Annotated in this window: 24 protein-coding genes and 1 riboswitch; of the genes, 4 read left to right on the top strand and 20 right to left on the bottom strand. The window is 69.0% G+C overall.

The annotated features are described in order from the left end of the window. Positions 1 to 39 precede the first annotated feature (39 nt). The 11 genes from ZRA01_RS11370 to ZRA01_RS11320 all read right to left on the bottom strand — a co-directional run bounded on the left by ZRA01_RS11370 (position 40) and on the right by ZRA01_RS11320 (position 10,361). Positions 40 to 408: a cytochrome b5 domain-containing protein gene (locus ZRA01_RS11370; protein WP_218028704.1), complete on the bottom strand. Its 369-nt coding sequence runs from the start codon at positions 406 to 408 to the stop codon at positions 40 to 42. Further along, positions 405 to 1,661: a ferric reductase-like transmembrane domain-containing protein gene (locus ZRA01_RS11365; RefSeq protein WP_141352237.1), complete on the bottom strand. Its 1,257-nt coding sequence runs from the start codon at positions 1,659 to 1,661 to the stop codon at positions 405 to 407. Before ZRA01_RS11365 ends, ZRA01_RS11370 begins: the two co-directional genes overlap by 4 nt. Then, on the bottom strand, positions 1,658 to 1,972 hold the full coding sequence (locus ZRA01_RS11360) for a hypothetical protein (protein WP_218028703.1): 315 nt from the start codon (positions 1,970 to 1,972) through the stop codon (positions 1,658 to 1,660). Before ZRA01_RS11360 ends, ZRA01_RS11365 begins: the two co-directional genes overlap by 4 nt. A gap of 36 nt (positions 1,973 to 2,008) precedes the next feature. Further along, positions 2,009 to 3,457: a bifunctional aminoglycoside phosphotransferase/ATP-binding protein gene (locus ZRA01_RS11355; protein WP_141352235.1), complete on the bottom strand. Its 1,449-nt coding sequence runs from the start codon at positions 3,455 to 3,457 to the stop codon at positions 2,009 to 2,011. A 34-nt stretch (positions 3,458 to 3,491) separates the two neighbouring features. Next, positions 3,492 to 4,433 carry a phosphatidate cytidylyltransferase gene (locus ZRA01_RS11350; protein ID WP_141352233.1) on the bottom strand — a complete coding sequence of 314 codons (942 nt, stop codon included), beginning with the start codon at positions 4,431 to 4,433 and terminating at the stop codon, positions 3,492 to 3,494. A gap of 19 nt (positions 4,434 to 4,452) precedes the next feature. Beyond that, positions 4,453 to 5,076, bottom strand: coding sequence for a lysophospholipid acyltransferase family protein (locus ZRA01_RS11345; RefSeq protein ID WP_141352231.1), 624 nt, complete (start codon positions 5,074 to 5,076; stop codon positions 4,453 to 4,455). Between the two features lie 8 nt (positions 5,077 to 5,084). After that, complete coding sequence (locus ZRA01_RS11340; protein WP_141352229.1) at positions 5,085 to 5,549, bottom strand: hypothetical protein; 465 nt, start codon at positions 5,547 to 5,549, stop codon at positions 5,085 to 5,087. Further along, the gene (locus tag ZRA01_RS11335) at positions 5,539 to 6,879 is read right to left on the bottom strand and encodes a phosphatase PAP2/dual specificity phosphatase family protein (RefSeq protein WP_141352227.1); all 1,341 of its coding nucleotides are present in this window, start codon (positions 6,877 to 6,879) and stop codon (positions 5,539 to 5,541) included. The genes ZRA01_RS11340 and ZRA01_RS11335 overlap by 11 nt, the downstream gene beginning before the upstream one ends. Next, positions 6,876 to 8,633: a bifunctional alpha/beta hydrolase/class I SAM-dependent methyltransferase gene (locus ZRA01_RS11330; protein ID WP_141352225.1), complete on the bottom strand. Its 1,758-nt coding sequence runs from the start codon at positions 8,631 to 8,633 to the stop codon at positions 6,876 to 6,878. The genes ZRA01_RS11335 and ZRA01_RS11330 overlap by 4 nt, the downstream gene beginning before the upstream one ends. Positions 8,634 to 8,646: 13 nt before the next feature. Further along, on the bottom strand, positions 8,647 to 9,255 hold the full coding sequence (locus ZRA01_RS11325) for a CDP-alcohol phosphatidyltransferase family protein (RefSeq protein ID WP_141352223.1): 609 nt from the start codon (positions 9,253 to 9,255) through the stop codon (positions 8,647 to 8,649). Positions 9,256 to 9,512: 257 nt separating this feature from the next. Next, positions 9,513 to 10,361, bottom strand: coding sequence for a DUF805 domain-containing protein (locus ZRA01_RS11320; protein ID WP_170182954.1), 849 nt, complete (start codon positions 10,359 to 10,361; stop codon positions 9,513 to 9,515). Between the two features lie 135 nt (positions 10,362 to 10,496). Here ZRA01_RS11320 and ZRA01_RS11315 point away from each other — a divergent pair, with 135 nt between their 5' ends. Together ZRA01_RS11315 and metH are read left to right on the top strand one after the other, a co-directional pair. Then, positions 10,497 to 10,724, top strand: a complete 228-nt coding sequence (locus tag ZRA01_RS11315) for an oxidoreductase-like domain-containing protein (protein ID WP_141352219.1) — start codon at positions 10,497 to 10,499, stop codon at positions 10,722 to 10,724. A 58-nt stretch (positions 10,725 to 10,782) separates the two neighbouring features. After that, a riboswitch (S-adenosyl-L-homocysteine riboswitch) is annotated at positions 10,783 to 10,866 on the top strand. Positions 10,867 to 10,926: 60 nt separating this feature from the next. Beyond that, positions 10,927 to 14,640, top strand: coding sequence for a methionine synthase (gene metH, locus ZRA01_RS11310; protein ID WP_141352217.1), 3,714 nt, complete (start codon positions 10,927 to 10,929; stop codon positions 14,638 to 14,640). A gap of 67 nt (positions 14,641 to 14,707) precedes the next feature. Here metH and ZRA01_RS11305 read toward each other — a convergent pair whose 3' ends face one another. Beyond that, entirely contained in the window at positions 14,708 to 16,735 is a 2,028-nt protein-coding gene (locus ZRA01_RS11305; RefSeq protein WP_218028702.1) for a site-specific DNA-methyltransferase, read from the bottom strand. A 35-nt stretch (positions 16,736 to 16,770) separates the two neighbouring features. Then, positions 16,771 to 19,482 carry a DEAD/DEAH box helicase family protein gene (locus tag ZRA01_RS11300; RefSeq protein WP_141352215.1) on the bottom strand — a complete coding sequence of 904 codons (2,712 nt, stop codon included), beginning with the start codon at positions 19,480 to 19,482 and terminating at the stop codon, positions 16,771 to 16,773. Between the two features lie 528 nt (positions 19,483 to 20,010). On the opposite strand from ZRA01_RS11300, the gene ZRA01_RS11295 reads away from it, so the two are divergent. Then, on the top strand, positions 20,011 to 20,709 hold the full coding sequence (locus tag ZRA01_RS11295; protein WP_141352213.1) for a hypothetical protein: 699 nt from the start codon (positions 20,011 to 20,013) through the stop codon (positions 20,707 to 20,709). 9 nt (positions 20,710 to 20,718) lie between these two features. Here the strand turns inward: ZRA01_RS11295 and ZRA01_RS11290 are convergent, their stop codons facing one another. From ZRA01_RS11290 to ZRA01_RS11265, 6 genes are all read right to left on the bottom strand, one after another. Beyond that, positions 20,719 to 21,732, bottom strand: a complete 1,014-nt coding sequence (locus ZRA01_RS11290; RefSeq protein WP_141352211.1) for a PA2778 family cysteine peptidase — start codon at positions 21,730 to 21,732, stop codon at positions 20,719 to 20,721. Between the two features lie 3 nt (positions 21,733 to 21,735). Beyond that, positions 21,736 to 22,137, bottom strand: a complete 402-nt coding sequence (locus tag ZRA01_RS11285; protein ID WP_141352209.1) for a PA2779 family protein — start codon at positions 22,135 to 22,137, stop codon at positions 21,736 to 21,738. Positions 22,138 to 22,247: 110 nt separating this feature from the next. After that, positions 22,248 to 22,781: a hypothetical protein gene (locus tag ZRA01_RS11280; RefSeq protein WP_141352207.1), complete on the bottom strand. Its 534-nt coding sequence runs from the start codon at positions 22,779 to 22,781 to the stop codon at positions 22,248 to 22,250. A gap of 116 nt (positions 22,782 to 22,897) precedes the next feature. Continuing rightward, positions 22,898 to 23,692, bottom strand: coding sequence for a CbbQ/NirQ/NorQ/GpvN family protein (locus ZRA01_RS11275; RefSeq protein WP_141352205.1), 795 nt, complete (start codon positions 23,690 to 23,692; stop codon positions 22,898 to 22,900). Positions 23,693 to 23,779: 87 nt separating this feature from the next. Beyond that, positions 23,780 to 24,052, bottom strand: coding sequence for a cytochrome C oxidase subunit IV family protein (locus ZRA01_RS11270; protein ID WP_246093645.1), 273 nt, complete (start codon positions 24,050 to 24,052; stop codon positions 23,780 to 23,782). A gap of 49 nt (positions 24,053 to 24,101) precedes the next feature. Continuing rightward, positions 24,102 to 24,722 (bottom strand): cytochrome c oxidase subunit 3 family protein, encoded by a 621-nt coding sequence (locus tag ZRA01_RS11265; RefSeq protein WP_371859299.1) that lies wholly within the window; start codon positions 24,720 to 24,722, stop codon positions 24,102 to 24,104. A 115-nt stretch (positions 24,723 to 24,837) separates the two neighbouring features. Here ZRA01_RS11265 and ZRA01_RS11260 point away from each other — a divergent pair, with 115 nt between their 5' ends. After that, entirely contained in the window at positions 24,838 to 25,779 is a 942-nt protein-coding gene (locus ZRA01_RS11260; protein WP_141352201.1) for a GGDEF domain-containing response regulator, read from the top strand. A 121-nt stretch (positions 25,780 to 25,900) separates the two neighbouring features. On the opposite strand, the gene ZRA01_RS11255 is transcribed toward ZRA01_RS11260, so the two are convergent. Continuing rightward, a complete protein-coding gene (locus ZRA01_RS11255; protein ID WP_141352200.1) occupies positions 25,901 to 26,380 on the bottom strand; it encodes a methyltransferase family protein in 480 nt (159 codons plus the stop codon). Positions 26,381 to 26,539: the final 159 nt, after the last annotated feature.

Here is a 26,539-nt window from a genome sequence, read left to right as displayed (position 1 = left end):
CGCTCATTTTCAGCGTGAAGCCGGGCGGCTGCGCGCGGCCTACTTTGCCGTCAGCGCGCCGATGCGGTATTTGGGCAGCAAGGTGTCGGCGTAGGGGGAGTGCGGCCGGCCGCGGGTCTTGGTGCGGTAGGCCTCGCTGGCGTCCTTGCCGCACCAGGGCTGGATGACGGCCGGGTCGGCAGGGTGGCCGGGCAGGTAGGCGGTGAAGTCGTACACCTGGCCGTTGATGCCCATCCAGCAGTCGCCGGGCGTGGCGTGCTTCGCCACATCCTGCAGGCTGTATTGCTTGTCGGCCGGGGCGGCCACGGCGCGCTGGCCAACGGGTTCGGGGGCGAGTGCGGCGGCCAGCCAGAAGCCCGTTACCGCGATGCCGAACAGCAGGGTCGACGAAATGAACAGTTTTTTCATGATCTGAACTCGAAGCTTTCGAAGTGGATGGCTTCGGGGGGCACCCCGGCCCGGCGCAGGGCTCTGCTTGCGGCGGCGTTGAGGCCGGGTGGGCCGCACAGCCAGGCTTCGCGCCCGGCGAGGCCGGGCACCGCAGCCAGCAGCGGGCCGATGTCGGGCGGGCTGTCGCCGGAGGCGACCGGCACGAAGCTCAGGTTCGGCGAGCCGGCTGCCAGCGCCTGGATCTCGTCGCTGAAGCCGGCGTCGTCGGCGTGGCGGAACAGGTGGATCAGGTGGGTGGGCTGGGCGGGCAGCCGGCTGCGCAGCACGGCCAGAAAGGGCGCGATGCCGATCCCGCCGGCCAGCCACAGCTGGGGGCCGTCACCGGCCGCGGCCAGGAAGTCGCCGAAGGGGCCTTCGAGGCGCAAGGTGACGCCCGGCGTCAGGTGCTGCAGGTGGCGGGTGCATGGGCCGAGGGCCTTGATGTCGAGCTTCAGCACGCCGCCCGGGCCTATCCCGCTGACCGTGAAGGGGTGGAACTCGCGGCAGCCGTGGAAGCCCTCGCCGTCGCCGAACGCCGCCAGCACGAACTGGCCGGGCGTGGCCGCCAGGGCCGCCGCGCAGGGGGCGAGGGTGACCTCGACCAGGTCGGTGGCCGGGTGGCGCACCGCGCTGACCCGGTAGGGCCGGGCGAGGGCGCCGAAGTCGCTCACCACCAGCCGCCAGCCCAGGGCCGCCAGGGCGATGCCGATCGCGCCGAGCACGCCGAGGCTGCCGCCGAGGATCGCCCACAGGTGCGCCAGCCCGAGCAGCACGCCCAGCCCCAGCAGGTAGTGCAGCGCCCGCCAGCGGCGGTAAGGCAGGCGGGGCATGAAAGTGCTGGCGAGGCCGGCCATCAGCAGCAGCAGGCCGAGCCAGCCGAGCCACTCCGGCCAGTCCTGGGCCAGGGGCGAGAGCGTCTGCCAGGCCACCTGCGGGGATTCGTCGAGGCCGTCGGTGGCGAGGGCCAGGGGGTGGATGAGCAGCAGGCAGTAGCCCACGGTGCCGCTGCGGTGGTGCCAGCGGTAGAGGCTGTCGAGGCCGCCGAGGGCTGCGGCGAAGCGTGGGTCGCGGACCATCAGCACCAGGCTGGCGAGCAGGGCGCCGCAGCCGGCCCAGGCGCTCAGGATTGATACGCTGCGCCAGGGTGAAAGGCCCACGGGCCAGGCCCAGGCCATGCCGGCCAGGGGCAGCGCGAGGCACAGGGCGGGGGGAAGCCAGCGCTGTGGCTTCATTTGAGGTCTCCACGCTCTCGCAGGTCGTCGCACGGCGAGCGGGCGCGGGGCCGGAGGCTGCGGCCCGCGGCCTGGGCGCGGGCCTCCATTTGTGCGTGGTGGGCCTGCTGGTAAGCGCGGCAGGCTTCGTAATCGGTGAAGCTGCGCAGGCGGCGCTGGTGCTCGATGCGCTCGGCGGGGCTCATCAGCTCCCAGCCGCGGCTGTTGTCGGGGTCGGCCCGCCAGGGGCCGGCGTGGGCGGTGGCGGCGAGGGTCAGCAGCAGGCCGGCGAGCGGCATGTGCAGGGTGCGGAGGAGGTGGGGCGTGCGCATCGAATGAGTTCCGACCAACCCGGATGGATCACCAGCTTACGCCCTGGGGCCGCGCCTGCCCTGTTCTGGATCAAGCATCGGGATGCACAGCGGGGCTTCGTCGGTAGCCAGGGGTTCGACCCAGTCGAGCTGGCGCTCGAGCACTTCGACGGTGGCCTCGGAGGCGTCGTGCTGGCGGGTTTCGAGGCGGTGGCGCATCTCGTCGAGCGGTGCGCTGCAGGCGAGGATGGCGAAATCGGCACCTCGCTCGGCGGCCAGGGCGCGGAAGCTGTCCCGCTCGTGGCGCTTGAGGAAGGCCGCATCGACGACCACCGACCAGCCGGCGTCGAGCACCATCGCGGCGGTGGCGTGGAGCAGGGCGTAGGTGCGCCGGGTGGCTTCGGCGGTGTAGATGCCGCCGGCCGGTGTCGAGTGGCTGCGCTCGAGGGGCGCCAGGCCGTGGAGGCGTTTGCGTTCGACGTCGGAGCGCAGGCGCAGGGTCGTGGCGCCCGGGCTCGAACGTAACAGGGCACCGCTCTGGGTGCTCTTGCCCGAGCCGGACAGCCCGAAGGTGATCGTCAGCCGGGGCGGCGGCGGGGTGGCGATGGATTCGGCGAGGGCCAGGTAGCCGCTGGCCTGGAGGCCGGCACCGCCCAGCGCGGCGACCTTGGCGCGCACCAGGGCCTTGTAAACGCTGTAGAAGCGCAGCACCGGCACGGCTGAGAAGTCGCCGGACTCGTGCAGCCAGGCGTCGAGCAGCCAGGCGGCCAGGTCGGGGCGCCGGTGGTCGAGGAGGTCCATGTAGGTGAAGGCGAGTTCGGAGGCGACGTCGATCCAGCGCAGATCGTCGCTGAACTCGATGCAGTCGAAGGGGCACACCTGGCCGTCGAGGAGCACCAGGTTGCCCAGGTGCAGGTCGCCGTGGCATTCGCGGATGCGGCCGCCGGCCTTGCGGGCGGCAAGTGTGGGCTCGATGCGGGCGAACTCGGCGCGGGTCCAGGCTTCGAGGGCGTCGAGGCGCGGGGCCTGGCCCGGCAGCCGGGCGCGCAGGGGGGCGAAGTTGTCGAGAGCCGGGGCCAGCACCTGGGCGGGCTCGCCGAAGCGCGTGTCGGGCCCGGCGACCGCCGCCGCGTCGTGGAAGGCGACGACGAGCCGGGCGAGCTGGGATAGTTGCTCCAGGCTAAGCTCGCCGCGGGTGCAGACGTGGTCGAGGCGCTGGCTTTCGGGGAAGCGCCGCATCCGCACCGCCCATTCTTCGGTGCCATCGACGGCGTCGAGCCCCAGGTAGAGGCCGGGCGCAAAGCGGCGGTTGAGGCGGAGCTCTTCGGTGCAGAAGTGCCGCCGCAGCGCGGGCGTGCCGTAGTCGAGGAAGGGCAGGGTGAGGGGCTTCTTGAGCTTCCAGGCCGTGTCGCCGGCGAGGAGCAGCCAGGAGATGTGGGTCTCGACCACCTCGGCGCCGAGGCGGTGGCGGAAGGCTTCGAGCCAGGCGGGGAGGGGGGCGGTCATGGCTGGATTATCCCCCGGGCCGGGGCGGTCGGCGTCATGCCCACCAGTAGCGCACGATGTGGAAGAAGATCGGCGCCGAGAAGCTGAGCGAGTCGACGCGGTCGAGCATGCCGCCGTGGCCCTCGATCATCGCGCCCCAGTCCTTGACGCCCCGGTCGCGCTTGATGGCCGACAGCACGAAGCCGCCGAAGAAGCCCATGATGTTCGCGACGAGGGCGATCAGGCCGGCCTGCAGCGGCGTGAAGGGCGTGATCCACCACAGCGCGGCGCCTACCGCGGTGGAGCTGAGCACGCCGCCCACCAGGCCTTCGACGGTCTTCGACGGTGAGATCGCCGGCGACAGCCGGCGGCGCCCGAGCAGCTTGCCCCACACGTACTGGAAGACGTCGCTCGACTGCACGGTGAGCACCAGGAAGACCACCAGCAGCGCGTTGCGGCCGGCGTAGCCGGGGATGTCGAGGGTGAGCAAGGCCGGCACGTGGGACAGGCAATACACGCAGATCATCAGACCCCACTGGACCTTTGCCGCCCGCTCCAGAAAGCGCGTGGTGTCGGCGCCGAGGGCGGCCGAGATCGGCAGCAGCAGGAAGGCATAGACGGGGATCAGGATCGCGAACAGCCCGTACCAGTCGATGGCGATGAGGGTGTACTGCAGCGGCAGGAACACGAAGAACACCCACAGCAGGGCCCGGTGGTCACCGAGCCGGGTGTGGGTGAGGGAGATGAACTCGCGCAGGCTCTGGAAGGAGATGAAGGCGAAGAGGGCGATCACGCCGCCCTTGCCGGCCCAGATCGCGGCGCCGATGAGCAGGATCATCGCCCACCAGGCCTTGATGCGCGTGTTGAGGTTGTCGATGACCGGATGGGCGGCGGCGGGTGACAGGCGCCACTTGAGCCCGGCGCCGATCAGGCTGGCCACGGTGAGCAGCGCGAAGATGCCGCCGAAAACGCTGATGAGGTCGCGGGTGGTGTCCATGCTTGGGCGGGGGCGTGGGTCAGTCGGGGGGCGGGGCGAGGGCCAGCAGGGCGTCCCGCGCGCGGCCGAGGAAGTCTGCGCGGTTTTCGCCCGCAATGGGCGCCAGGGGTGGGCCGAAGCTGAGGGTGCACAGCAGCGGCACCGGGATCACGCTGCCCTTGGGCATCACCCGCCCGAGGTTCTCGATCCAGACCGGGACGAGCTCGGCCTCGGGGTGGGCGCGGGCGAGGTGGTAGAGGCCGCTCTTGAAGGGCAGCAGGCCCTCACCCAGGTTGCGGGTGCCCTCGGGGAAGAGGATCAGCGAGTCGCCGGCCACCAGCGCCGCGCCCATCTGCTCGACGGGGTTGGGGCCCTGACGGTCGGGGCGGCGGTCTATCGTGACGCCGTGGAAGACCCGGTTGATCAGGAAGCGCCGCAGCGGCGAAGTGAGCCAGTAGTCGGCCCCCGCCACGGGCCGGGTGCGCTGGCGGAGGGCCGGCGGCAGGGAGGCCCAGATCAGCACGAAATCGCCATGGCTGCGGTGGTTGGCAAAGTACACCCGGGTGCGGGCGACGGGCTCGCTGCCCAGCCAGAGGGCGCGAACGCCGGTGAGGAGCTTGGCGAAACCGCACAGGCTGGCGGCGATGAGGTGGTCGACGGACATCCGGGTTCCTAGACGATTCGGGTGACGAGGGCGGCCAGCACCAGGAGGCCCTGGCAGGCGAGCGCCAGGGCCTGCCGGCGCAGGAGGCGCAGGGCGCCCCGGGCCCGGTCGTCGAGGGTGCGTGGAGTGGCCGCATCCGGCGTGTCCGGGCGCATTCCGAAGCAGTGTGCCAGGGCCTGATCGAAGGCGTCGAGGTCGGCATCGGGCAGGCTGCCGACGGGCCAGTGCCGGGCCCAGTGGGCGAAGATGTGTGAATCCAGCCCGCAGCGGAAGGCGTGGTAGGCCTGGACGCCGGCGGGGATGAGGCTGGCCAGCAGCAGCCCGCAGGCGGTGGCGCCGAGCTCTGGCAGCAGCAACGCCGCGAGGGCGAGGAGGAGCAGCCCCTGGCTCAGCCGGTCGAGGCTGCGCCCGTGGCCGAGGCTGGCGGCGACGAGGGCGGCGGTGGCCGCCGCGCGGTGGGGGTCAGGCGCCACCGCTGATCTCCACTGCCGGGCTGAGGCTGGCGAGGGCCTTGCGGTGGGCCGGGCCGAGCACGACCCGGGGCCGCGCCCGCTGCAGGATGGCAGCGGCCTCGTCCACCGAGGCCGCACGCCGGGTAAGGATCAGCCACGCGGCCACCGCGCTGGCGCTGCGCGAGTAGCCCAGCGCGCAGGCGACCAGCACGGGGCCGCCGGGCTGCAGGCGGGCGATGTGGCGGGCGGCGGCGTCGAGCTGGCTCGCGGTTGGTGCAATGAGATCGAGCCAGGGCAGGCCGGCATGGGCCCAGGTGCCCGTGGGCGCGGGCAGTTCGGCGGTGAGGTCGACCAAGCCGTGAAAGCCGCCGGCCCGCAGGGTGGCTGCGTCGGGCAGGCGGCCGAGCCAGACACCGTCGGTAATCTCGTCGGGCTGGGGATGGCGGCGTGTCCACAGCCAGGCGTTGAGCCGCGCAGCCAGGGTGTAGGGGAGCAGCAGGGCAGCGCTGGCGAGGCTGTGGCGGCCGGCGTGTTTCTGGAAGCCTGCGGGGCCGATGAAGGCGTAGTTGAGCGCCACCAGCGCCGTGGCCAGCCCGGGCCAGCCCAGCCACAGGCCGGCGCCGCCGAGACGGAGGGCGAGGGCGATGCAGCCGAGGCTGGCGAGGCCGTATAGCAGGGCCAGGCACCGGCGCTGAGGCGATGGCGTGAGCCGGGCGCTGGCGAGGGGCGCCGGGCCTTCGTCGGGCCACAGCCACAGGCACAGCAGGCCGACCAGGGCGCCGGTGGGGAGGTCGATGAAATGATGCTGGTAGGTGGTGAGCACCGAGGCGGCGATGAGTGCTGCCCAGAGGTCGACGGCGAGGCGCGCCGGGCCCCGGCTGGCGCCAGCAAAACGCACCCAGATGATGACGAGCAGGCTGATGTGCAGCGAGGGCGCCTGGTTGTAGGGCTGGTCGAAGCCGGCGAGGGCGTCGAACAGGCCTCCGAACAGCCCGTCGGTGGCCGGGCGGGCGAAGCTGAAGGTGAGCGGGAAGGCCAGAAAGCAGGCCACCGACAGCAGCTGGGCGGTGAGGAGGCGCAGGGCGTGGCGGTCGACCTGCTGCACGCTGCGGCAGAGCAGGAAGGACAGGCCGTAGAGCAGATCGATGGACCAATAAGGCACGATGGTCCAGGGAATGAACGGGATATGCCGCTCCCAGTCGTAGACGTGCGCCTCGCTCACCTGCCAGCGGCCGGCCATGTTGTTGGCGAAGCCGTAGCTGATGAAGAAGAAGGGCCCCAGGAAGAGCAGCCAGGCGACGCCCCTCTGCCAGGGGATCGCCGCGGCCGGGGCGCTGGCGGGCGTGTTCATGGCGCGCGCCGGCGGGCGAGGGCGACGGTGAAGATGCCCCATTCGTCGATGCGCTGGGTGAGTTTCTCGAAGCCGGCGTGGTCGACCAGTTGGTCCATTTCGGCCTGGCTGCGTCGGCGCATCACCCAGGCCTGGCCGCCCCGGTGGCTGGTGAGGGCGCGGGCGATGAGTTCGAGCTGGGGGTGCCAGGGCTGGCAGGTATAGATGAGGTAGCCGCCGGGCTCGATGGCCTCGGCGAGGCCAGCCAGGGAGCGGACGACCATGCCGTTGTCGGGGAAGAGCTCATACAGGCCGGAGACGATGCCGATGGTCGGCTGGGGCGTTACCGATGCTATCGAGGCCGGGTCGAAGGCGTCGCCCTTCTCGAAGTGGGCGATGCCGCCCAGCCCCTTGCGGTCGATGAGGGCACGCCCGTCGCGCACGTTGATGTCGCTGAAGTCGCGCAGCAGGATGGCGTCGGGCTGGCAGGGCGCGCCTTCGAGGGCCTCGAGCACGTAGCGCCCGTGGCCGGCGGCGATGTCGAGGATGCGGCGCGGGCGCCCGGTGGCCTGCAGGCGGGCCAGGGCCAGGCGCAGGAGTTCCTCGAGGTGCAGCTTGCGCTGGCGGATGCCACGCCAGCCGATGGCGTCGAGGTAGTGCCGGTCGATGGCTCGCCCGATGGGGCCGCGGCCGGCGGGGGTGTTGCGATAGACGTAGTCGAGGGTGCTGCCGGAGTCGAAGCCGGTTTGATGGCCCAGGCGCACACCCTCGGAGAGCAGGCCGCCGAGCTTCATGTTGGCCCGGTAGGCCGACCAGTACAGCGCCCCCGGGCTGAGCCGCGGCAGCGGGCGGGCGAGGGCGTCGGACTCGTCGCGGGTCGGGCCGAAGCGGTCGGCGTCGCGCAGGTCGGGGGGCTCGGGTGGGTTGTCGAACTGGCGCAGGATGAAGCGCCGGGCCTTGCCGACGGCCAGGGCGCGGTCTTTTTCGCCCAGGGTGTCGTGGTAGAAGCCGGGCAGCACGTGCTTTTCTTTGACCGGCGAGCCCAGGCCCTTGAAGAAGGCGTGCTGCGGGCCGTGGTGCACCACCCAGTCGGCGCCGGAGATGAGCAGCTGGGTGGGCAGAGTGATGGCCTGGGCGTCGGCGACGACCCGCTCGGCGGCTTCGTAGAGGCCGAGCAGGATATTGACCGAGATGGCCCGGGCGATCAGCGGGTCGGTGTCGTAGGAGGCCTGGCGGGCCGGGTCGTGGGTCAAAAACTTGGCCTTGACGTAGCTGTTCACGAAGAAGTTGCCGCGCAGCTTCTGCAGGAGGGCCAGGCCCGGGCGGGCGAAGGGGACGTAGAGCTTGACCTTGAAGGCCGGCGAGGCGAGCACCAGGCAGCGCACCCGGGGCGCGTAGTCGTGGGCCCAGGTGGCCACCAGCACAGCGCCGACGCTCTGGGCCAGCACCGCGATGTCGGCCGGGTCGACCCCGTATTGGGCCCGGATGTGCTCGATGAAGGTCTGCACGTCGCGCACCGAGGTGCCGAAGCTGGGGGAGTGCCCGCGCTCGCCGGGGGAGAGGCCGTGACCGCGGGCGTCCCAGGCGAAGAAGTCGAAGTCGGGCAGGTCGAGCTCGTCGATCAGGTGGGCCAGGCGGCCCGAGTGTTCGTGGCCCCGGTGGAACATGACGACGGCGCCGCGCCGGCGGCCCTGGGCCGGCCGGTGGCGGTAGAACAGCGAGACCCCGTCGTGGGTCTGGAAGTGGTTTTCGGCCATGGTGTGGGGCGCGGGCATCGGGGGCTCCTGGCTAACGGGGGCGGGCCTGGCGGGTGCCGTTGCGGACTCGCTTGAACACATTGATGGCGATGGCCACGGCCACCGCGGGCATCAGCCAAAGGGCCCAGCCCGGCAGGCTGCCGGCGAGCCCCAGCCAAAGCCCCAGCGCGCCGAACACGAAGGCCCGGTCGCTCTTGCCCATCGGGCCGTCGTACTGGCGCGGGCTGCCGACCATCGGCCCGAGGGCGCCGGCCATCTCGGAGACCGCGGAGAGGAAGATCACCGCCCCGACGCTGCCCCAGCCGAAGGGCGCGATCGCCACGAAGGGGAGGTAGAGGGCAGCGTCGGAGACGACGTCGGAGAGCTCGTTGAGGTAGGCGCCGAGGGCCGACTGCTGGCCGAACTCCCGCGCCAGCATGCCGTCGACGGCGTTGAAGGCCATCCGCAGGAACATCCACAGGGGCAGCAGCAGGAAGGCCAGGGGCTCGGGCCACAGGAACAGCCCGGCCCCGAGGGCGATCGACACCGCCATGGCGGCGAGGGTGACGCCGTTGGCGGTGACTCCGGCGGCAGCGAGACGGCCGACCAGGGGCCGCAGCAGGGCCTGGAAGCGGGGTTTGAGCTGGTAGATGCTGAGCATGGCCGGCTGCACAGATGACTGTATTTATAAACAGTTTAGAGGCATGGGGCGCCCGTGTCGAGGCGTGATTTCATGTGGATGGAATTGCACGGGGCGACGCCTCTGGGCGGGGCGTGCGTCTGCCGGGTGCCGCAGCCGGGTGGTGCAGGCAGGCTGCCTGCAGGCGCTTGCTCCCGTCTTCGGAGTGACTTTATACCGTTCGGCCCAGCCTGGGCAGGTGGCGCGGTAGAGCCCTCTGGCAGGAGGGCCCGGAGCCTTCAGCGCGGCAGCAGCTTCAGGCCGAAGACGATCAGCGCCGCGTAGGCCCCGGCGACGCAGAGCGCACCGAGCAGCGCGGGGATGGCATTCACCCGGTCAGTCGGCGGCCCCCAGTGGTTGTCTGCCGTCTGGCCGGGCCAGGTGAGCAGGATGAGGATGAGGGCGATGCAGAGGCCCAGGCCGGACCAGGCCTGGTTGGCGGGGGAGAGGCTTGCAGCGAGCGGGTCGAGCCCGCCGAAGGGCAAGGCCGCGATGGGGACGCAGGCCAGCGGCGGCAGGAGCGCCCATTTTCCGCTCAGCCCGACGTCATGGCAGCGCATCCAGGTGGACCGCAGCATGCAGAAGCCCGTGAGCAGCAGGGTCAGCCCCAGCGCCAGCGCCATCGTCGGCCCGCCCCAGCGCTCGGCGCTGAGCGTCAGGCTGGCCGGCACGAGGATGCTGGCCATGATGAAGATGCAGCAAGCGGCCTTCAGGTAGGCATCTCGCCCGAGCCGCCCCTGGAAGTCGAGGCCGAAAACCGGGGGGCTGCCGGCCTCCGCACGGGCTGCGCGACGGGCGCCGGGGTGAGGCGCCAGGCCATCGGCGTCGGGCCCGGCCGGGGCCGGCGAGCGGGTGAGCGGGGGCGGGTCGATCATCACCTTCAGGCCCAGGCTGTTGAGCTGCTGCCGCCAGAGCTCCGCCTCGTCGGCGCTGAGGGCCTCGCGCAACCTGACCTCGGTGCCGGAGAACATCTCGTTCATCTCGGCCTCGGAGCACTTGAACGAATGCTGTATGGCCCGCCGGACCGTCAGAGGGTCGAAACCGGGTAGGGTCTTGCCGAAGCACAGGATGGCGTGGGTGTCGTGCATGATGGGGGCTCGAGGAATCTCGGCATATTCTAATCGCCTATCGGGCGAATGACGCAGGCAATCGTCTCCTGATGTGGGGCGGCTTGGCCGGAGGCGCCCGGGGGTGCTATCGTCGCGACCCCTCCGGAGCCCGCCATGACCGCCACCGTCCCCTTCGATCAACGCCCCGCCAGCCTGGCCGAGGCCGAGGCGCAGATCGCCGAGATCCGTGCCCTGCTGGATGCGGCCGGCCATGCCCATCGCAACCCGCCACCGCCGCCCACCACCTGCTGCGGCCGCGGCTGCAACGGCTGCGTGTGGGAGGGCTACTACACGGCGCTCCACTGGTGGCGCGAGGACGCGCGGGCGCTGCTGGGCGGCTGAGGCGGCCGTGCGTGGCACTGGCTTGGCAGACCACCTGAAAACCCCGTAAAATCCGCACCTTGCCGAGGAGCGTTGCGACCTGCTCATCCCCCGGATGACGTGCAGGCCAGGCTCGGCAACCGATCAACGGCGCTCGCAAACCTTCCGGTTTGTCGCGCCGTTTTTCTATTGCGCGCCCCGGCCGTCTTTTCAAGGAACCGTCATGCAACCCGACCGCACGCCCGAACTCCAGTCCCTTCTCACCCACCGCATCCTGATCCTCGACGGGGCGATGGGCACGATGATCCAGCAGCACAAGCTGGGCGAAGCCGACTACCGGGGCACGCGCTTCGCCGAGCACGCGAAAGACCTGAAGGGCAACAACGACCTGCTGGTGTTGACCCGCCCCGACGTGGTGGGCGGCATCCACCGGGCCTACCTCGAGGCCGGCGCCGACATCATCGAGACCTGCACCTTCAACGCCACCCGCGTGTCGCAGGCCGAATACGGCCTCGCCGACGTGGCCTACGAGCTCAACGTCGAGGGCGCCCGCCTGGTGCGCGAGCTGTGCGACGAATTCACCGCCGCCAACCCGGCCAAGCCGCGCTTCTGCGCCGGCGTGCTCGGCCCCACTTCGCGCACCCTGTCGATCAGCCCCGACGTGAACGACCCGGGCTACCGCAACATCAGCTTCGACGCGCTGGTGGACGACTACTACGATTCGGCCAAGGGCCTGCTCGAGGGCGGCGCCGACATCCTGCTGATCGAGACCATCTTCGACACCCTCAACGCCAAGGCCGCGGTGTTCGCCGTCGAGAAGCTGTTCGCCGACCTGGGCCAGGAAGGTGGCAACCGAGTGCCGGTGATGATCTCCGGCACCATCACCGACGCCTCCGGCCGCACCCTGTCGGGCCAGACCGCCGAGGCCTTCTGGAACTCCCTCAGCCACTCGCAGCCGATCAGCTTCGGCCTCAACTGCGCGCTGGGTGCCAAAGAGCTGCGCCAGTACGTGGATGAGCTCTCCAGCGTCTGCGACACCTTCATCTCGGCCCACCCCAACGCCGGCCTGCCCAACCCGCTGTCGCCCACCGGCTACGACGAGACGCCCGAGCAGCTGGCCGGCGAGATCGTCGAATGGGCCCGCTCGGGCCTGGTTAACATCGTCGGCGGCTGCTGTGGCACCTCGCCGGCCCACATCAAGGCGATCGCCGACGCGGTGAGCCTGGTCACCCCGCGCACCGTCCCGTTCGTCGAGAAGAAGCTGCGCCTGTCGGGCCTCGAGCCCTTCAACGTGGGCGCCGACTCGCTGTTCGTCAACGTCGGCGAGCGCACCAACGTCACCGGCTCGCGGGCCTTTGCGCGGATGATCCTCGAGGGCCGCTTCGACGACGCCCTGGCGGTGGCCCGCCAGCAGGTCGAGAACGGCGCCCAGATCATCGACATCAACATGGACGAGGCGATGCTCGACTCCATGGCCGCGATGGAGAAGTTCCTTAAATTGATCGCCTCCGAGCCGGACATCTCCCGCGTGCCGATCATGCTGGATTCGTCCAAGTGGAGCGTGATCGAGGCCGGCCTCAAGTGCATTCAGGGCAAGGGGGTGGTCAACTCGATCTCGATGAAGGAGGGCGAGGCCGAGTTCCTGCGCCAGGCCCGCCTGTGCCGCCAGTACGGCGCCGCGGTGATCGTGATGGCCTTCGACGAGAAGGGCCAGGCCGACACCTACGCCCGCAAGACCGAGATCTGCCAGCGCGCCTATAACCTGCTGGTTGGGGTCGGCTTCCCGCCCGAAGACATCATCTTCGACCCCAACATCTTCGCCATCGCCACCGGCATCGAGGAGCACGACAACTACGCCGTCGACTTCATCGACGCGGTCGAGTGGATCAAGGCCAACCTGCCCCACGCCAAGGTGAGCGGCGGCGTTTCCAACGTGAGCTTCAGCTTCCGCGGCAACGACCCGGTGCGCGAGGCGATCCACACGGTGTTCCTCTACCACGCCATCAAGGCCGGCATGAGTATGGGCATCGTCAATGCCGGCATGCTCGGCGTTTACGACGACCTCGCGCCCGAACTGCGCGACAAGGTGGAGGACGTGGTGCTCAACCGCCACCCGGGCGCCGGCGAGGCGCTGGTCGAGTTTGCCCAGACCGTTAAGGAGGGCAAGGCCAAGGATTCGGGGCCCGACCTCAGCTGGCGCGAGCAGCCCGTCGAGGCGCGCCTCAGCCACGCGCTGGTCAAGGGCATCACCGACTTCGTGGTGGCCGACACCGAGGAGGTCCGCGCCAAGCTGGCCGCCGAGGGCCAGCCGCCGCTGGCGGTGATCGAAGGCCCGCTGATGGCCGGCATGAACGTGGTCGGCGACCTGTTTGGCGCCGGCAAGATGTTCCTGCCCCAGGTGGTCAAGTCGGCCCGCGTGATGAAGCAGGCGGTGGCCCACCTGATCCCCTTTATCGAAGAAGAGAAGCTGCGCACCGGCGCCGCCAGCAAGGGCAAGATCGTTATCGCCACCGTCAAGGGCGACGTGCACGACATCGGCAAGAACATCGTCGGCGTGGTGCTCGGCTGCAACGGCTACGACATCGTCGACCTTGGCGTGATGGTGCCCTGCGACAAGATCCTGAATGCCGCCCGCGAGCACGGTGCCCAGGCCATCGGCCTGTCCGGCCTCATCACCCCGTCGCTCGAAGAGATGAGCCACGTGGCGTCCGAGATGCAGCGCCAGGGTTTCGACGTGCCGCTGCTCATCGGCGGCGCCACCTCCAGCCGCGCCCACACCGCGATCAAGATCGCTCCGCACTACGCGCAGCCGGTGATCTACGTGCCGGACGCCTCCCGCGCTGTGGGTGTCGTCACCAAGCTGCTGTCCGAAGGCCAGCGCGCCAGCTACGCCGCCGAGGTGGCCGCCGACTACGAGAAGCTGCGCGCCCAGCACGCCTCCAAGAAAGGCGTCACCCTCGTCAAGCTTGCCGAGGCCCGCGCCAACGCCTTCCAGTGGAACCTCGACCCGGCCTACCAGCCGGCCAAGCCGGCGCAGCTGGGCGTGCAGTCCTTCGACATCGACCTCGCCGAGCTCGTCGACTACATCGACTGGGGCCCCTTCTTCCAAACGTGGGACCTCGCCGGCAGCTACCCGAAGATCCTCGACGACGACATCGTCGGCGAGACCGCCCGCGAGCTCAAGTCCGACGCCGAGGTGATGCTCGCCCGCATGGTCGCCGAGCAGGACACCCGGCCGTGGGTGCGCGCCAAGGCGGTGTTCGGCTTGTTCCCGGCCAACGCGGTGGGCGACGACATCGAGATCTACGCGGATGAAACCCGCAGCGAGGTGCTGATGAGCTGGCACGGCCTGCGCCAGCAGCACGAACGCCCGGCCGGCAAGCCCAACTACTGCCTGGCCGACTTCGTGGCCGGCAAGGCCAGCGGCGTCGCCGACTACATCGGCGCCTTCGCCGTCACCGCCGGCCTCGACATCGAGGAGCGCCTCGCCGCCTACGAACGCAGCCACGACGACTACCACGCGATCATGCTCAAGGCCCTCGCCGACCGCTTCGCCGAAGCCGCCGCCGAATGGCTGCACGCCAAGGTGCGCAAGGAGTTCTGGGCCTACGCCCCGGCCGAGACGCTGGCCTGCGACGAGCTGATCAAGGAAGCCTACCGCGGCATCCGCCCGGCCCCGGGCTACCCGGCCTGCCCCGACCACACCGTGAAGGGCCCGCTGTTCAAGCTCCTCGACGCCCCGGCCCGCACCGGCATGGCCCTCACCGACAGCTTCGCGATGACCCCGGCAGCGGCGGTGAGCGGCTTCTACTTCGCCCACCCGGACGCCCACTACTTTGCCGTCAGCAAGATCGGCCGCGACCAGCTCGAGGATTGGGCGCAGCGCACCGGCATGACGGTGGCCGAAGCAGAGCGCTGGCTGGCGCCGCTGCTGTAAGCCGGGCGCGGGCTGCGGCACAAGCAAAAAGGGGCGGCCGAGGCCACCCCTTTTTGCTTTTGATGGCTCAGATTGCCGTGGTGACGACCAACTCCTCGCCCAGCATGTCGATGATCTTGACCGCCACGGTCGACCCCGCAGGCGGCGCCGGCAGTTCGTAGCGCCCATTCACGAGGTCTTGCTTCCGCTCGGGGACATCGGCCAGGGTGACGTTGAAGACCTGGCCGTCGAACTGCGTGTCGATCAGGATGCAGTCCACCACTGCACGCCAGTCGGTGATCTGGGCGCGGAACACCCCTTGTTCCAGGTTCAGGCGCTGCATGATGGTGGGCGACACGACGTCTTGAAGCTCCACCACCAACTGGGCGTCGGCGCCTTCGCCCACGCGCTGGGCGCTGACCTGGGCGCTCAGTGGTTCGTGCTTGATGATCCCGCCGAGCTTGCGGTCGGTGCGCAGCTCCACGACATGCAGCTTGTTCACGGGGCGGTTGCGGTTGTAGCTGTCCACCCAGGCCCGGGCGTCGTGCTGCCAGCCCAGGCAGACCAGCATCACGTCGCGTTCTTCGGTGGGGCGGGTCTTCAGCTCGTTGCGCACCGCCTCCAGGTCCAGCGGCGTCAATGGATGGTTGAAGGGCACGATCTTGACCAGGCGGCCGCCCTGGGTACCTTCAAAAAATGAGTCCGTGCGCGTGCGGGTGACGCCGAGGTATTGGCAGGCCAGTTCGACCGCCTCGTTATGCTGGATCTGCAGGTCGTAGTCGTTGACCCGATAGGTGGCAAAACCGAGCTGGCACGGCTGCTGGGTGGGCTCGGAAGTGCCGATCAGGTCGCCTTGCTGGGGCATGCCGGCGGTGGAGGCCTGAGCTCGCATCAACTCCTGAAGGCGCTTCGCGGTGGTCTGAATGGCGCCCTTGTTGATGTCGCAGCCGATCCAGCGGCGGTTCAACTGCTGCGCCACTGCCGCCGTAGTCCCCGACCCGATAAAGCAGTCTAGAACTATGTCCCCTGGGTTCGTAGAGGACCGAATCAAGCGTTCGAGTAGCGTGACAGGCTTTTGCGTTGGGTACTCCTCGCGCTCGTCTGCTTGACTGTTGACCGGCATGACGTCATCCCAAATCGACTGAATTGCACGACCCTTTGTTTCATCAAGGTACTGTTTGAGGCGCGGCCAACCACCCTCTTTCTCCGGCCAGTAGATACGGCCTTCCTGATCTAGTCTATCCAACTCGGTCGGCACCACCTTCCAGTGGTTTCCCTTCGACGCGGGGTTAAAGCCTCGCCATGGCGTTCCTGTGGCGCCATTTCTGAGCCCCGCTTGAGTTGCGTCTTTCGAGGCGAATCTGCGCCCGTCGGCATCTTTCATCCCGAAGTACTTGTCCAGATAGGCCTTTTCATATGGTGTAAATTGCTCGTTGAACGTCGGAGCATTCCCCTTGGAATAGAAGAGGATCACGTCGTGAATGTGGTTATAGAACTTTGAGTCACTGCGTGCCGAAGTGCGCTTCCAGATGATCTCGTTTCGGCAAAATTCTGCGCTGAATACTTCGTCTAAAACCATCCGAAGTTGGTGGCTGCGATTCCAGTCGCAGTGAAGATACAAAGCACCTTCGTCGCTCAGGAGCTCCCTCAACATCAACAGCCGCTCATACATGAACTGCAGGTAGTTGTCGTTCGCCCAGATATCGCTGTACTGCACCTGCTCGCCCAGCGTGTAGTCCTCGCCGTCGATCTTGACGGTGCCCTTGGCGCCGCGCAGTTGTACCTTGCGCACGTAGTCCGCCCCGCTGTCGAACGGCGGGTCGATGTAGATCAGCTTGACCTTGCCGCGAAAGCCGTTGGCGAGCAGGTGGGCCAGCACGTCCTTGTTGTCGCCGTGGTACAGCAGGCCGCCCTTCGGCACATCCTTGGGCCAATCGCTCCAATCCGCTTCCTGCAGGGCAACGGCCCCGCCGGCCGTCGCGTCGAATCGCTCGATGGCTTGTGCTGGATAGGCCCTCACGCGGGCCAGCGGCTTTTTGCCGACCCAGGTGAGCATGGGGCGGCCCTTGGCCTTGGCGATGCTCACGTCCTTGGGTTTCTTGATGTTTTCGGTCATGGTCTGTCAGTGTTCTTTGCGTTGCTGCTGGCGGATCAGGTGCCGCGGATGAAGTCGCGGACTTTGGCGTAGCCCTCGGCCTTGATGTCGGTGTCGGCAAACATCACGTGGTAGGCGAGCGTGTCGGGGTTCAGGCCTTCCCAAGCCTTCAGCGCCACGGCTTTCTGGCCTTCCTTTGTTTGTGCCGCTTCGCCCCGGGCGAGGCGGTCGAGGTCGCCCTGGATGTCGGGGCTGTAGCTGTCGCGCTTGATCTCCACCACCAGGTGCTTGCCATCCGCGCGGCGCAAGACGAAGTCCGGCGTATAGCGGTGCCACCGGCCGTCGTCGCCCAGGTATTCGGCGTAGAGGTCGGTCTTGGCGGGGTCGGTGATGCCGCCGGTGAACCAGACCCCCTCGATCTGATGGGCCTCGCCCTGCAACTGGGCCAACGCCCATTGCAGAAATTCAGCCTCGGGGCCGGAGTCGAAGTTGTAGCCCTCGTAGTGGAAGCTGTTGGCCAGGGCGTGCGCAGCATCCGGCGTGTCGCGCGCCATCAGGTACAGCGGCTCGCGTTCCTTGGCAAAGCTGATGCGGGCCGTGTAGACCGGCTGGCCGCCACGCTCGGACCGCTCGAAGCCCTCAGCCTTGACCAGCGCGATGGCCACGTCGATCTCCTCGAAGTGCTCTTCGTAGTCCGAGCGCTGGGCTTCGATCTGTTGGCCCAGGGCATCGAGGTGGTAGTCGGGGATGTCGGCGCCCGCACCATAGGCCCGGCGCAGTGCGGCCAGCACCTCGGCCGTGGGCAGGTGGTAGTTGGCGGCCAGCTCGGCGGCGGCGGCGTAGCTGTCCAGCTCGGGTGGCGGCGCCGGCAATACGTCGTCGCCGCCGTCCACCTTCTGTAGCGCAGTCTTGCCCGATGCGGTTTGCACGGGCGTCAGGGTCTCGATGCTCACGCCCGCTGGCGCGGCCACGTCTGGCACCGTGAGGTGAAGCGGCGCCGCCGTGCCCGGCTCTGCTTTGCGCCGGTAGCGCAGCACGCGCTTCTTGATCAGCAGGGGCGGCAGGTTGGGCCGATGCAGCACGATTTCCCGCTCTACCCGCTCGGCCTGTTGGGCGTTCAGGTCCTTGAGCGAGGTGCCATAGGTCTCGGCAAGCTGAGACTCGAGCGTCTTGCGGTTGCTGTCGGTCAGGTAGACCCGGGCCGGGTGCTTGTTGCCGGGCACCTGGCGCAGGCAGCGGGTGGCGGCCTGGAGCACGAAGTTGTTGCTGTTGGCCAGCTTGCGTACCAGCGCCGTGGCGAACAGGCTTGGGCAGTTCCAGCCTTCGGTGCCCATGTTCACCAGCAGCAGCACCCGTTCGGGGGCGTCGGGGTTACGTGCCACGGCCTCGAACTGGCGCCTTGTGGCTTCGTTGCTCTTGCCGTCCACGGCGAGGAGGGTGTCGGTGCCGATGCCGCGCAGTGCGAGGGCCGATTCGACAGCGCCGCGAAGTTCGTCGCGGGTCTCGATGTTGGGGAAGTACAGCGCCAGGCGCGCCGGCGCGCCGTTGGGCAGGCTCACTGCCCAGTAGTCACGCACGAAGTCTTCGATGACCTTGGACACCAGGGTGTCGGCTTCACCGTCGCCCAGGTCGAGCACCTTGATGTTCCTGGCCAGCTCCTTCAGCACGCCGTCGCGGATGCCTTCGCCCAGGCCGTACCAGACCACCACGTCGCGCAGCGGCTGGCGCTCGAAATACGGCGTGCCCGTGGCGTTGATGACGACGATGAGGTTGGTTTCCTCGGCCAGATAGTCGATGGTGCGCCGGACCTTCTTGATGCCGTCATCCTTGAAGACGAGTTCGCCGGTCTCCTTGTCCTTCTCCCACTTGCCCAGCAGCTTCTGACCGTAGGTGTGGTGGGCCTCGTCCGAGAAAACGGCCAGATGCGGCAGCGATGCGACGGCTTGCAGGCGCAGGTTGGCGAGCTCGGTCTGTTCTTCCACCTTCGTGCCGGCGAAGAGCGGTATCTGCTTGCCGTTGCTTCGCAGGTTGGGTTTCTGGATGCGGATCTTCTCGGTGTTGGTGACGATGACGTTGAAGCTGCTGCCCCAGACGATGGGGATCTGCTTGTCACCGTCGCGCGTGAAGGTCAGCTTCAGGCTGGCGGCGAACGGCTTGTGCATGCGCGGCGGCAGCAGCTTGTCGTAGGGCACGTCGGACAGCTCGCGCAGCGCGCTGAGGATTGTCTTGCCCGGTGCAAAGATCAGTGCGTTTTGCACGAAGGGACCATCCGGATACTCCATGGCCATCGCGAATTCGGTGGCCACGATGGAGCCCATCAGGATCGTCTTGCCCGCCCCCATCGCCAAGGCCAGGATGTAGCTGGCGTAGTCGAGGGTCAGGGATTCGCGCAGGCTCTCCAGTGCGTACTGGCGGACGAAGGCGTTGTCGCTCCTGACGCGTTCCAGGCAGCTTTCCAGGCCCTCGTCTGCAATGAAGCTGACGATGTCCGGATGGGTCAGGCCCATCGCCTCGCGGCGATCCTTCGGCTTCGGGAACAGCTTGGCGTAGACTTCCGGAATCCGAGGGGTTTCGAGAACCAGCCGGAGGTACCAGTAGGTTTCCAGGGCTCGGAACTGGGCGCGCCGGAGGTAGCGAAGTTGGGCAGCCTCCCCGTCCTCGGTGGCGAACTCAAGAATCTCGCGAATCGCAGGGTAGTGGTCGCAGGAATAGTTTGCTGCGCGCCAGGTAGCCACTCGCTCGGCAAGGGCTTGGTAGAGGTAGGACATACAGGTTTGGCGGGGATCTCGCGTAGTGGCATCCGACCACGGCTAGCCGACCTTCAACGAAGGTTGGCAGGGGGCGGTTAATAACCGGTACCGGATGGTACTAGCCTCGACGTGCTCAACCAACACTATGCGGTGCATCAGGCGGTCTCGGGCAGCCTATCGCTGGGTGCTTTTTGCGGTCGCACTGATGCTTTTTTGATGCGCAGACTTGAACTGTCGATGCCCGGACTTGAACCCGCTCAAGTTTGACTTGAGTGAGTTCAACTTTGACTTGAACGAGTTCAAGTCGGACTTGAAACAGTTCAAGTCCGGGCTCGGCGAGTTCAAGTTTTACCTTTGAATGTTCAAGTCCGACTTGAACATTTGCAGCTCGGACTTGAACGAGTTCAAGTCGAACTTGAACATGCGGGGCTTAGACTTGCGATCGTTCAAGTCGGACTTGGGCCGTCCGGCCCGAAGGTTGAGCCTGTCAGCGTTTTACTGTTCCAGGCGGCGCCTCCGTCGGCGCGTCGGTGGTTGGGAGAACCCATGAAGCATGTGCGGCTGTTGATCCTGCTGAGCCTCGCCGGCCCCGCTGCCGGGGCAGAAGGGGGGCCGTTGGTGCTCACCGACCTGGCTGGTGCCTACGCGCCGGGTAGCCTGCCGGCGGGGGGCGGCTGGCTGGCGCTGGAGTGCGGGCCGGCCGGCTGCGCGCTGCGCTCGACGCGCCTGCAGCTGAGCCGCAAGACGGTGCTGCATCTGGATGAATTTCGCGTGCCGCTGGAGATCCCCCGGGTCAAGGGCAGCCCGCTGGCGCTGCTGCACGGGCTGGCGCTGAGCCCCGGCCCGGTGACGCGCTGGCATGGGGCCGGCAAGGACGTTGACCGCGTCGCCGATCAGCTGCGGCGGCGCGGGAGGTGGACGGTGCCGGGGGATGCGCGGCAGCTGGCCCTGTCGTGGGTGCGCCTGCCCGAGCAGGGGGGCTTCCGCTACCACCTGGGCGACGGCACGACGCGGCAGTTCTTGTTTGCGACGGCGTTCGAGGGCCACTACGGCGGCGACACGACCCCCCGCGTGCGATGGGCGGGCGACCTGGATGGGGACGGCCGGGCCGACCTGCTGCTCAGCCTGCCCGACGACAACTGCGGTTTCGACGACCGTTTGTATCTTTCTTCGCTGGCCGGGCCCGGGCAGCTGGTGGGCTTGGCGGCCCGCTTTGCCGGGCGATATCCCGCCTGCGGGTGCTGAGGGGGCGCGTCAGCGCCGGGCGGCCCTGTCGCGGGGGGCTTTGCGGCGGGGGCTGGCAGAAGCAGTCAGGCGGGCTTCGATCTGTCGCAGGGTGTCCTGCGCCGTGTCCAGCGTGGGGCCGCCGAGGGCGACGGCTTTTTGTGCCGCGTCGCGGGCTTCGCGCAGGCGCCCACGCTCGAGCAGGAGGTTGGCGAGGTTGTTCCAGGCCGCGGCCGCGTCGTGGCGGCGGGCGGCGTTCTTGAACACGGTTTCGGCTTCGGGCAGTGCGCCGGCTTTGTAGAGGCTGTTGCCGAGGCCCATCGCCAGGGTGAGGCTGCCGGGCCAGCGTTCGAGGGCGCTGCGGTAGGCCGTGGCGGCGCGGAGCGGCGGGGCGGTCTTTTCGAAGGCGACGAGGGCGGTGGTGGTCTGCGTCTCGCCAGCGCTGGCGGCGAGCTTGCCGGGCGGCAGCACCACAAAGGCCCAGTTGCCGCCGCGGGCCCAGGTGCGCTCGAGGGTCTCGAAGGGCAGCACCTGGCGTTCGATGGGGCCGGAGCGGAGCAGGAAGGCGGCTGCGTCGAGGTCGTAGCCGATCACTACCGCGTAATGCCACGACGGCGCCCACGACAGCCCCAGGTTGAGCAGCACGACCACCGGGTGGCCGGCAGCGGTCTCGCGCAGCAGTGCGTCGAGGCTGCCGGGGATCTCGACGGCCAGCGCGCCGTTGCGGCGGGCGCCGGTGACCATCTCGACCTGCAGCGTGCCCTGCCGGCCGGGCAGGAAGATCTGGCGGGCGAGCTGTTCGGGCGGCGTTGCCAGCCCGGCGGCGCCGAGTGCCATGGCCAGCGCGGCGGGGCCGCACTGGAAGTCTTCCTGGGGGTAAAAGGGTGTCGCCGCCAGCTCGACCCGCCGCGGCAGGCCGGCGGGCGGTGCGCTGCGCAGGGCGGCGGTGCCGGCGGCGCCGAGGCTGGCACAGCCGGCCAGCCCGCCGAGTGCCAGCGCGCCGGCCGCGGCAAGCAGCCGGCGCCGCCCGGGGTGGGCCGTCATGGCCTAGCGGATGGAGCGGGTGAAGGGGAAGACCTTGGTGAAGCCGAGGATGTCGGTGACGAGCAGCACGAAGAAGACGAACAGGATCACCTCGATGATGCCGCCGGCCGGGGCCTTGTCGATCTCGCCGGCGAGGCGCGTGGCTTCGTCGTCGGTGAGGGCGGCGACGCGCTCGCTGGCGTCGCGGCTATCTACGCCGAGGGCCTGCAGGCGGGCCTGCACGTCGGCGCGGGCGAAGGCGTCGTTGAGCTGGCTGCGGGCCTCGTCGGCGGAGCGGGCGGCGGCGCCCTGGCTGGCCTGGGCGACCGCTTCGGTGCCGACCATCGCGGCCTGGGCGGTCTGGACGAAACCCACGTGGGTGGTGCTGACGATGAGCAGGGCGGCGAGTGTCTGCTTGAGGCGCATGGTTGTTGTTCTCGGCAAAAAGGGACGGGGCTGGATCGTCCCATCACCGGCGGCCGGCTTCAAGCGGCGCGCTGTAACACGGCGTTAAGCGAGGCCGGCCGGGTGGGGCCTCATTTTTTCGTGGGCGTGTCCAGCGTCTTGCCGTCCGGGAGCTGGCTCTCCAGGTAGCGGCGGCAATCGGCGGCGGCCTGGCCGTAGGCCACGGCGGTGCCAAGGGCGCTCAGCAGGTCGAGGGCGGCGGGTTGGCCGTGGCCTTCGGCCAGCGCCACCATGTTGTTCATGGCGCCCACGTACATGCGCTGCTGGATCGCCGCGCTGCGGCAGGCGGCGGCGGGGCCGTCGGGCGCCTCGCCGAAGGTCTTGTCGATGCGCTGCACCAGCGCCTCGGCGTCCCGCTCGGCGCCGAGCCGGGCGGCGAGCGGCTTCTTGAACCACAGCCGGGTCGGCTCGATGGGCTTCACGATGTCGGCGTAAAGGGCGCGGAGCTGCTTGAGGTTGAGGGGGCTGGCGCCGGGCGCGGCAGCGGGGGTGATGGTGATGGGGCTGGAGATGGAGCGGGAGTAGGTCAGGGACGGCGGGGCGTCCACCGCCGCTGCCACCGCGGAGGCGGACAGCAGCAGGCCGGCGAGGAGGAGTCGGTTCATTCTTGGGCTTGGCTTCGGCATGCAACGTTGAGGGGTAACGGCCCCCGCTCGGGGTGGCCGACCCGCAACATACCCGCCGGAAGCCCGCCAGAAAAGGGCTTTTGGCGCAGCCGTGCCTAGCGGCCGAATGTAGCCTTGACCACCTCGAGGAGCGCCTCGGCAACTTCCACGTCGTCGGTGAGGCTCTCGACCAGCGCCGAGCGGCACGCTTCGACCGGGTCGAGGCCGACCTTGACGAGCTTGGCCGCATACACCAGCAGGCGGGTGGACACGACCTCCTCGAGGTCCACGTCCTTCAGGCTGCGCAGGCGCTGGGCGATGGAGACGAGCTGCCTGGCGAGCAGCGGGTCGCAGGCGGCCTCGCCCAGGAGGATGGACTCTTCGCGGGCGGCGCTCGGGAAGTCGAAGCGCAGGCTCACGAAGCGCTGGCGGGTGGAGGGCTTGAGGCCCTTGAGGAAGTTCTGGTAGCCCGGGTTGTAGGACATCACCAGCATGAAGCGGTCGGGGGCGTGGAGCAGCTCGCCGGTGCGGTCGATGGGTAGCACGCGGCGGTCGTCGGCGAGGGGGTGGATGACCACGGTGGTGTCGCGGCGGGCTTCGACCACCTCGTCGAGGTAGCAGATGCCGCCCTCGCGCACGGCGCGGGTGAGGGGGCCGTCGCACCACACCGTCTGGCCGTCGCCGAGCAGGTGGCGGCCCACCAGGTCGGCGGCGGTGAGATCGTCGTGGCAGGCCACGGTGTACAGCGGCAGCCCCAGCCGGGCCGCCATGTGGGCCACGAAGCGCGTCTTTCCGACGCCGGTGGGGCCCTTGATGAGGAGCGGCAGGCGGTTCTTCCAGGCCTGTTCGAAGACTTCGATCTCGTTGCCGGCGGCTTCGTAGAAGGGGGTGTCAATGGTCATTGTGGTCATCGGGGCGTTCATCCCAGTCCCGCCCGGCCGCCCGAAGGGACTGGGCGCCCCCTCGGGGGGCAGCGAAGGGACTGAGCGTGGGGGTTGTCATTTCAGTGCGATCCAGTAGGCCAGCGCGATCAGCGCCGAGACGAGCAGCAGCCAGCCGATCAGCAGGCCGCGCCAGAAGAATTTGACCCCGCGCAGGCCCATGAAGTCCAGCGCCACCAGCCGGCCCTTGATGAAGCTGATGACCAGCAGTGCGGTCATCGCCAGCGGGCCGACGATGCCGAGCTGCGCGCCGACCTCGCCGATGGCGTAGGTGGCGAGGGTCGCGAGCATCAGCACGACCCACACGAAGTTGAGCTGGCGAGTGTTCATCATCGTGCTCCCTGCAGGGCGGGTGGAAGCCGGGTGGCGTGGGTTTTCATCAGTGCATCACATACACGAGGGGGAACAGCACGATCCACACCAGGTCAACCATGTGCCAGTAGGCGGCGCCGCTCTCGATGCCGTTCATGTTGCCCGGCCCGTAGGCGCCCTGGCGGGTCTTCCACCACAGCGCGACCAGGATCACCATGCCCAGGATGACGTGCATGAAGTGGAAGAAGGTGAGCGACAGGTAGAACATATAGAAGGTGTTGGTGGACAGGTTGATGCCCGCCCCGAACTTGGCCGCGTACTCGAAGCCCTTCACCACCAGAAAGCCGCCGCCGCAGGCGATGCCCGCCGCCAGCCAGCGCGCGCCGGTGGCCGAGCGGCTGCGCTCGACGGCCTCGACGGCCCGCGCCACGCACCAGCTGCCGGTGATCAGCAGCACGGTGTTGAAGGCCCCGGCCTGGCGGTCGAGGGTCTGCTGCATCTCGTTGAAGAGCGCCACGTTGTGGGCCCGACCGAAGGCGTAGGCGGCAAAGAACACGCCGAAGGCCAGCAGCTCGGCCAGGATGAAGAACCAGATCGCCAGGTCGCCGGGCGGAGCCGCCGCGGGGCCGGGATGGACGGTGTCGGGGTGGTTTTCCATGTTCGGCAGGATCGCAGAAGGGCGCCGCATGGGCCTTGATTTGTCACAAGTTCGCCGGCAGGCTCGATCGGGGGTATAACCCTCAAGTTTTTGCGCGGCGCAGCGTTAGAAAGAGCTGGGCTTGGTCACGGGTGGAGAGGTCGGGATGCGTGTGTTGTTCGTGGACGATTCGTGTTCTGTGCGGGTCGCCTTCAGTGCCAGGCTGAAGGCGATGGGGCACGAAGTCGTTCCCGCCGCCGATGGCGCCGAGGCGCTGGCCCGCTTCCGTGAGATCCCCCCCGACCTGGTGTTCATGGACATCGAGATGCCGGGGATGAACGGTTTCGAGGCGGTGCGGCACATCCGCGCCTTCGAAGCCACGCGGCAGTGGGCGTGGACGCCCATCATCTTCCTTACCGCCACCAACACGCCCGAGAACCTGGTGGCCGCCATCGATGCGGGGGGAGACGCCTTCATCGCCAAGTCGGTGCCGGCGGCGGTGTTCGAGGCCAAGATGAAGGCCATGGCGCGGATCGCCGCGCTGCGGGCCGAGCTGTCGCGGGCCAACCGCAAGCTGGCGGCGCAGGCCAATCTGGACGGGCTCACCGGCCTCTTCAACCGGCGTTACATGGACCAGCGCCTCGACGAGCTGTGGGCGGTGCTGTCCCGCGAGGCGGCCCCCTGTGGTCTGCTGATGGTGGATGTGGACCACTTCAAGCGCTACAACGACCGTTACGGCCACCTGCTCGGCGACGATGCCCTGCGCCAGGTGGCGGGCGCCCTCAGCCGGGTCGTCGAGGGGGCCAACGCCGAAGGGCTGCGGGAGGCCTTCGTGGCACGCTACGGGGGCGAGGAGTTTTCGGTGATCCTGCCGCGCTGCCCGGTCAAGGCCTTTCCCCGCATCGCCGAGGCGCTCAGGGCCGGAGTGGTGGGGCTGGCGATCCCCCACGAGTCCAATGAGCCCTGGGGGCGCATCACCCTCTCGGTGGGGGGCGCGTATCAGCCGCGGGCCGAGGGCGCGCTGGCACAGCTGTTCCGCAAGGCCGACGCCAAGCTCTACGAGGCCAAGCGGGACGGCCGCAACAGGGTCGAGCTGGCGATGGCATGAGTTGCGGTCGTGGGCCGCGCTGCCTGACAAAGCCGCCGTGGTGCCTCAAGGAACCACAGGGCCGCCTCAGGTTTCATCCACCCCCGCGGCGGGCGGGCTGGGCGACGCCCGGCCCGGGCGCTCAGTAGATGAACGGAATCAGCTTGCGCACCCGCCGCCGGTAATCGGCGTAGGCCGGGAAGCGGGCGGCCAGCCAGGCCTCCTCGCGGCGTGACTTGATGTCGAAGAAGACCACCAGCAGCGCGGCCCACAGCAGGCTGAGCACCCCCTGCACGTATAGCGCCCAGCCGAAGGCGGCGAGGATGATGCCGCAGTAGATCGGGTGGCGCACCCAGGCATAGAGGCCGCTGTCGATCAGTTCGCAGCTGTCCTTGGGGTGGGGCAGGGGTGTGAGGTGGGGCCCCAGATGCAGCGCCGCGGCGGCCGAGATCAGCCCGCCGACGACGATCAACGCCATACCCGCCGGCCCGGCAAGCGCCGCCAGGGGCGCCGGCCACGCCGAACCGCCAGTTGGCCCGAAGACCACCAGCGCAAACAGGCACAGCTGCAGCGCGACGTACCATTCGCCACGTCGCCCCCGCCACCAGGGGTGTTTTTCCATCGGGGCCTCCGGAATGACCGCCCCGGGGCCGGGCTGGCCCGGAGCGCCGGGCAGTCTGCCACGCCGGCGGGCCGGCGGCCAGCCGCCAGCCGGAAAGCGCCGGGCCGCCCCAAGCTTTCCGGCCTGCCCCCTCGGGGGGCGGTGCTGGTGCGCAGCGCC

It is taken from the genome of Zoogloea ramigera (genome assembly GCF_006539865.1).
GTDB classification, from domain to species: Bacteria; Pseudomonadota; Gammaproteobacteria; order Burkholderiales; family Rhodocyclaceae; genus Zoogloea; species Zoogloea ramigera.
Note: the sequence above shows the minus strand (reverse complement) of the source record. Positions and strands in the feature narration are given on the sequence as shown.

Excerpts from the sequence above, each read along its gene's own strand:
- ZRA01_RS11315 (WP_141352219.1), top strand. The coding sequence starts at position 10,497 with ATGACCGCCACCGTCCCCTTCGATCAACGCCCCGCCAGCCTGGCCGAG.
- ZRA01_RS11270 (WP_246093645.1), bottom strand. The coding sequence starts at position 24,052 with ATGAACACTCGCCAGCTCAACTTCGTGTGGGTCGTGCTGATGCTCGCG.
- metH (WP_141352217.1), top strand. The coding sequence starts at position 10,927 with ATGCAACCCGACCGCACGCCCGAACTCCAGTCCCTTCTCACCCACCGC.
- ZRA01_RS11330 (WP_141352225.1), bottom strand. The coding sequence starts at position 8,633 with ATGCCCGCGCCCCACACCATGGCCGAAAACCACTTCCAGACCCACGAC.
- ZRA01_RS11350 (WP_141352233.1), bottom strand. The coding sequence starts at position 4,433 with ATGGACACCACCCGCGACCTCATCAGCGTTTTCGGCGGCATCTTCGCG.
- ZRA01_RS11365 (WP_141352237.1), bottom strand. The coding sequence starts at position 1,661 with ATGAAGCCACAGCGCTGGCTTCCCCCCGCCCTGTGCCTCGCGCTGCCC.
- ZRA01_RS11335 (WP_141352227.1), bottom strand. The coding sequence starts at position 6,879 with ATGAACACGCCCGCCAGCGCCCCGGCCGCGGCGATCCCCTGGCAGAGG.
- ZRA01_RS11285 (WP_141352209.1), bottom strand. The coding sequence starts at position 22,137 with ATGCGCCTCAAGCAGACACTCGCCGCCCTGCTCATCGTCAGCACCACC.
- ZRA01_RS11345 (WP_141352231.1), bottom strand. The coding sequence starts at position 5,076 with ATGTCCGTCGACCACCTCATCGCCGCCAGCCTGTGCGGTTTCGCCAAG.
- ZRA01_RS11265 (WP_371859299.1), bottom strand. The coding sequence starts at position 24,722 with ATGCGGCGCCCTTCTGCGATCCTGCCGAACATGGAAAACCACCCCGAC.
- ZRA01_RS11370 (WP_218028704.1), bottom strand. The coding sequence starts at position 408 with ATGAAAAAACTGTTCATTTCGTCGACCCTGCTGTTCGGCATCGCGGTA.
- ZRA01_RS11355 (WP_141352235.1), bottom strand. The coding sequence starts at position 3,457 with ATGACCGCCCCCCTCCCCGCCTGGCTCGAAGCCTTCCGCCACCGCCTC.
- ZRA01_RS11280 (WP_141352207.1), bottom strand. The coding sequence starts at position 22,781 with ATGAACCGACTCCTCCTCGCCGGCCTGCTGCTGTCCGCCTCCGCGGTG.
- ZRA01_RS11360 (WP_218028703.1), bottom strand. The coding sequence starts at position 1,972 with ATGCGCACGCCCCACCTCCTCCGCACCCTGCACATGCCGCTCGCCGGC.
- ZRA01_RS11320 (WP_170182954.1), bottom strand. The coding sequence starts at position 10,361 with ATGCACGACACCCACGCCATCCTGTGCTTCGGCAAGACCCTACCCGGT.
- ZRA01_RS11290 (WP_141352211.1), bottom strand. The coding sequence starts at position 21,732 with ATGACGGCCCACCCCGGGCGGCGCCGGCTGCTTGCCGCGGCCGGCGCG.
- ZRA01_RS11255 (WP_141352200.1), bottom strand. The coding sequence starts at position 26,380 with ATGGAAAAACACCCCTGGTGGCGGGGGCGACGTGGCGAATGGTACGTC.
- ZRA01_RS11260 (WP_141352201.1), top strand. The coding sequence starts at position 24,838 with ATGCGTGTGTTGTTCGTGGACGATTCGTGTTCTGTGCGGGTCGCCTTC.
- ZRA01_RS11305 (WP_218028702.1), bottom strand. The coding sequence starts at position 16,735 with ATGACCGAAAACATCAAGAAACCCAAGGACGTGAGCATCGCCAAGGCC.
- ZRA01_RS11325 (WP_141352223.1), bottom strand. The coding sequence starts at position 9,255 with ATGCTCAGCATCTACCAGCTCAAACCCCGCTTCCAGGCCCTGCTGCGG.
- ZRA01_RS11300 (WP_141352215.1), bottom strand. The coding sequence starts at position 19,482 with ATGTCCTACCTCTACCAAGCCCTTGCCGAGCGAGTGGCTACCTGGCGC.
- ZRA01_RS11275 (WP_141352205.1), bottom strand. The coding sequence starts at position 23,692 with ATGACCACAATGACCATTGACACCCCCTTCTACGAAGCCGCCGGCAAC.
- ZRA01_RS11295 (WP_141352213.1), top strand. The coding sequence starts at position 20,011 with ATGAAGCATGTGCGGCTGTTGATCCTGCTGAGCCTCGCCGGCCCCGCT.